This window comes from Cellulomonas triticagri (genome assembly GCF_003696205.1).
In the GTDB taxonomy this organism is placed as follows: Bacteria; Actinomycetota; Actinomycetes; order Actinomycetales; family Cellulomonadaceae; genus Cellulomonas; species Cellulomonas triticagri.
The window spans coordinates 1-4715 of the sequence record NZ_RFFI01000183.1; the positions used below are offsets into that span (position 1 = coordinate 1).

A 4715-nucleotide genomic window follows, 5' to 3' on the forward strand; every position below is an offset into this window, starting at 1 on the left:
CGCCGCACCTGACGCGCCCACGGCGACGGTCGAGGGCGGCGACGCCGACGGCACCGCCGCGGGGGCGGGCGTCGCGGCGCCCGTCAGCGTCCCGGTCACCGTCGGCGACGTCGCGCTCGGCCTGCTCGGCGACGCGACCACCGGCTCCGGCACGGGCACCACCGGCACCACCGCCGGGTCGGCACCCGACGCGACCGTGACCGGCGGCGACGCCGACGGCATCGCCTCGGGGCTCGGCGCGGCCGCGCCGATCAGCGTCCCGATCACCATCGGGGACGTCTCCCTCGGCCTGCTCGGCGACGCCACCACCGGCTCCGGCACCACCGGCACCCCGGGCACGGCACCGACCGCCGAGGTCGGCTCCGGCGACGCCAGCGGCCCGCTGGCGGGCACCGGCGTGGCCGCGCCGATCAGCATCCCGATCACCATCGGCGACGTCTCCCTCGGCCTGCTCGGCGACGCCACCACGGGCACCGGCACCACCGGCACCCCGGGCACGGACGCCCCGACCGCCGAGGTCGGTGGCGGCGACAGCGACGGCACGGGCTCCGGCCTCGGCGTCGCCGCGCCCGTCAGCATCCCGATCACCGTCGGGGACGTCGCCCTGGGCCTGCTCGGGGACGCCACCACCGGATCCGGCACCGGGACCGGGACCGCCGACGGCCCGGACGCCGTCGTGGGTGGCGGCGACGGCGAGGGCCTGCTCGCCGACCTCGGCGTGGCGCTGCCGATCAGCGTGCCGATCACCATCGGCGACATCGCGCTCGGCGTCGGCGGCGACGCCACCACGGCCGTCGACCCCGGCACCGACCCCGGCACCGACCCGGGCACGGACCCCGGCACCGACCCCGGCACCGACCCCGGCACCGACCCGGGTACCGACCCCGGGACCACCCCCGGTGCCGGTACCGGCACCGGCACCGACGACGGCACCGTGACCGTCGCCGCGGGCTTCTCCTCCGACGTGCTCGCCGCCCGGGACCTCGCGGCGTCGCTGGAGGCCTCGGCCTCCGTCGCGTCGTCCGGGGTGCTCCCGGCGGCGCTCGCGCCGACGGGGGCCGCCGGCCCCCTGATGTCCCTGGTCGCGCTGGGCCTCATCGGCCTGGGCGTCCTGCTCCGCCGCCTGCCGCGGGTCGCGCTGACCTGAGGTCGGCGTCCTGATCCCGCCGGCCGGCGACTGGTGCGGGACCGTCGCCGGCCGGTGGCACCGCTGACACGTCCGGACCTCCCGCAGCGGCACGGAGCCGCCGGCACGGAAGGAGCTGTGAGGTCACCGGACCGGTGACGGGTGCGGGCCCGTCACCGGTCCTGGCCGTGCCCGCGGGCGCACCACGGCTCGGCCAGCCCCGACACCCCCCTGCGGGTCGGGACGGACGGCCGTGGCGGTCAGGAGGCGCGGAAGGAGCGGGCCATCTCGCGCTGCTCGTCCAGCACCTCGCCGATGCGGGCCTGGACCTCGTCCATCCGCCGGATGGTGGTGCTGACGGAGTCGATGCCGCGGGACACCGCGGCGGTGTTCGCCTGGATGTCCGCGACCTGCTGCTCGACCCGGGACGTGGCGGCGGAGGTGCCGCCCGCGAGGTCCTTGACCTCGGTGGCGACGACCGCGAACCCGCGGCCCGCCTGCCCGGCGCGCGCGGCCTCGATGGTGGCGTTGAGGGCGAGCAGGTTGGTCTGGTCGGCGATGGACGAGATGACCCGGATGACGTCGCCCACGGCGGAGGACGACGCCTCGAGAGTGCGGACCTCCTCGGCCATCGTGGAGGTCTGCGCGACGGCCTCCTCGGCGACCCGCACGGCCTCGGACGCGCTCTGGGAGAGGCGGGCGACGCTGCCGAGCAGGGCCTCGGACGCGGCGCGGTCCCGCTCGGCCGCGCGGATGACGTCGAGCCGCTGGGACACGAGCCGGACGACGTTGCGCAGCGACCCGCGGCGGCTCTCGCTGAGCGAGATGGTCTGGGTGGTGAAGAAGTCCATCGTGCCGAGGACCTCGTCGCCGACGATCACGGGCAGGCACACCCCGGAGCGGACCCCGGCGCGCTGGGCGGCGGGGGCGCGCACGCAGTCGGTGAGCTCGCCGAGGTCGCGCACGAAGACGAGGTCGCGGGCCCGCCAGGCGCGTCCGGCGAGGCCGACGCCCTCGGCGAAGCTCGCGGCGAGGGTGACCCGCCGGAACTCGTCGCCCGCGGTGCCGGACTCGACGGCGAACCTCAGGGTGCGGGACGCGGGGTCGACGGCCCAGTACGAGCCGTAGTCCCAACCGAACTCCTCGCGCACGGTGTCGAGCGCGGTCCGCAGCGCCTGCTCCTCCTCGGTGCACGCGCCGACCTTGGCGACCGAGACGGTGACGGCCTGCTGGTCGCGGGCGGTCTGCGCGATCTCGTCGGCGGCGCGCTGCGCCTCGAGGGCCTGCGACACCGTCCGTGCGAGCACGTCGAGCACCAGCACCTGGTCGGGGCCTTCGGACCGGACGTCACGCGACAGGAAGTCCAGCACCATGACCACCTCGCCGTCCTGCCACAGCGGCATGGACATGGCCCCGCGCGCACCCGCGCGCAGGAACACCTCGCCGCGCGAGCAGTTGGTGCCGTGCTGGGTGAGGTCGGCGACGGGCAGCACCCCGTCCCGCTGCCAGGCGAGCCCGCACAGACCCGTGCCCTTGGTGATGCGCTGGCTCGGGGTCATGCGGGTCAGCTCGGCGGACAGCTCGCCGCACTGGGTGACGAAGGCGAGGTCGCCGTGCTCGGGGTCCAGCCGCCACGCGGACGCGTAGTCGTAGCCCAGCCCGGCGCGGATGGTGTCCACGACGCCCGCGAGACCGCCGCGGCCGCGCACCGTGCCCAGCGCGCGCACGACGTCGTCGAGCGCCCGCAGCTCGCGGCGCACGTCGGCGCCCTCGGGTGCCTGCGCGACCCCGCGGCCGCCCCGTCGCAGTCCTGCCATGCTCGTTCCCCCTGTGTCGCCCGGCGCGTCGACCGCAGTCGGTCGCACGTCTCCCCCTGAGTGGCCCTCTGATCGGCAGCGCGCGGCGGTACCTGAGGGATGCAGGCGAACGCCTTCCCGGCCGTCCGGGCGGCACCGCGCGGACCTGCGCGGCCGGGTGCGCGCCCGCGTGGGAGGATGCGGGCCATGCCCGCGCACGCCAGCAGCCCGTCCGCCGCGCCCGCCCTGCGGACGTCCCTCGCCGACGTCGAGCCGCCGCTCGCCCTGGGGCCGCTGGACGGCCGCTACCGCCGCACCGCGGCACCCCTCGTGGACCACCTGTCCGAGGCCGCGCTGAACCGCGAGCGGGTGCACGTGGAGGTCGAGTGGCTGATCCACCTCACCTCCCACGGCGTCGTCCCGGGCGCGCCGACGCTGTCCGACGCGGAGCGGGCGTACCTGCGCGCGGTGGTCACGGACTTCGGCGCCGACGACGTCGCGCGGCTCGCGGAGATCGAGCGGACGACCGTGCACGACGTGAAGGCCGTCGAGTACCTCCTCAAGGAGAAGATCGCCGCCGCGCCGTCGGTGCTGGGCGAGACGGCGCTGCCGTCGGTGTCGGAGCTCGTGCACTTCTGCTGCACCAGCGAGGACGTCAACAACCTGTCGTACTCGCTGATGGTGCGCGGCGCGGTCCGGGACGTGTGGCTGCCGGCCGCGACCGGCCTGGTGGACGACCTCGCGGCGATGGCCCACGACCTCGCGGACGTGCCGATGCTCGCGCTGACCCACGGCCAGCCCGCGACGCCGACGACGCTCGGCAAGGAGCTCGCGGTCCTCGCGCACCGGCTGCGCCGCCAGCTGCGCCGCGTCGAGGGCGCCGAGTACCTCGGCAAGCTCAACGGCGCGACCGGCACCTACGGCGCGCACGTCGTGGCGGTGCCGGGGGCGGACTGGCCGGAGGTCAGCCGGACGTTCGTGGAGCACCTGGGCCTGACCTGGAACCCGCTGACCACGCAGATCGAGTCGCACGACTGGCAGGCCGAGCTCTACGCGGACGTCGCCCGGTTCAACCGCGTGCTGCACAACCTCGCGACCGACGTGTGGTCGTACATCTCGCGCGGCGTGTTCACGCAGATCCCGGTGGCGGGCGCGACGGGCTCCTCGACCATGCCGCACAAGGTGAACCCGATCCGGTTCGAGAACGCCGAGGCGAACCTCGAGATCTCGTGCGCCCTGCTGGACACGCTGTCCGCGACGCTGGTGACCAGCCGCCTGCAGCGCGACCTCACCGACTCCACCACGCAGCGCAACATCGGCCCGGCGTTCGGGCACGCGCTGCTCGCGGTCGACAACGTGCGCCGGGGCCTCGCCGCCCTGTCCGTGGACCGGGACCTGCTGGCCCGCGAGCTCGACCAGAACTGGGAGGTCCTGGGCGAGCCGGTGCAGTCGGCGATGCGCGCCGCCGCGGTGGCGGGCGTGACCGGCATGGAGAACCCGTACGAGCGGCTCAAGGAGCTCACCCGCGGCCGCCGGCTCACCGCCGACGACATGCGGGAGTTCATCGCGGGCCTGGGCCTGCCGGCGGACGTGGCCTCGCGCCTGGCGGCGCTCACCCCGGCGTCCTACACGGGCCTGGCGGAGCACCTCACGGAGACCTACCTGCGGTGACATGCCGCCGGGGGGCGCGCACCCGACGCCCGCCGCCGCGCCGCGAACCCGTGCCGCCGGCCGCCGGGGGCCCGCTCACCTGACGCCCCGGTCGCACCACGACCGGACGACGGCCGCCGTGC

3 protein-coding genes are annotated in these 4715 nt (G+C 76.2%); 2 read left to right on the top strand and 1 reads right to left on the bottom strand.

Annotated elements, in window-relative coordinates; all coding sequences use genetic code 11:
• Positions 1-1147, top strand: a 1147-nt coding sequence (locus tag EBM89_RS21550) for a hypothetical protein (protein ID WP_122151253.1), incomplete at its 5' end; no start/stop codon positions are given.
• A gap of 239 nt (positions 1148-1386) precedes the next feature.
• Here the strand turns inward: EBM89_RS21550 and EBM89_RS22310 are convergent.
• Positions 1387-2943 carry a methyl-accepting chemotaxis protein gene (locus tag EBM89_RS22310; protein ID WP_122151254.1) on the bottom strand — a complete coding sequence of 519 codons (1557 nt, stop codon included), beginning with the start codon at positions 2941-2943 and terminating at the stop codon, positions 1387-1389.
• 186 nt (positions 2944-3129) lie between these two features.
• Between EBM89_RS22310 and purB the strand changes: the two genes are divergently transcribed.
• The gene (gene purB, locus EBM89_RS19505; protein WP_122151255.1) at positions 3130-4593 is read left to right on the top strand and encodes an adenylosuccinate lyase; all 1464 of its coding nucleotides are present in this window, start codon (positions 3130-3132) and stop codon (positions 4591-4593) included.
• The last annotated feature ends 122 nt before the right edge of the window (positions 4594-4715 follow it).

Excerpts from the sequence above, each read along its gene's own strand:
- purB (WP_122151255.1), top strand. The coding sequence starts at position 3,130 with ATGCCCGCGCACGCCAGCAGCCCGTCCGCCGCGCCCGCCCTGCGGACG.
- EBM89_RS22310 (WP_122151254.1), bottom strand. The coding sequence starts at position 2,943 with ATGGCAGGACTGCGACGGGGCGGCCGCGGGGTCGCGCAGGCACCCGAG.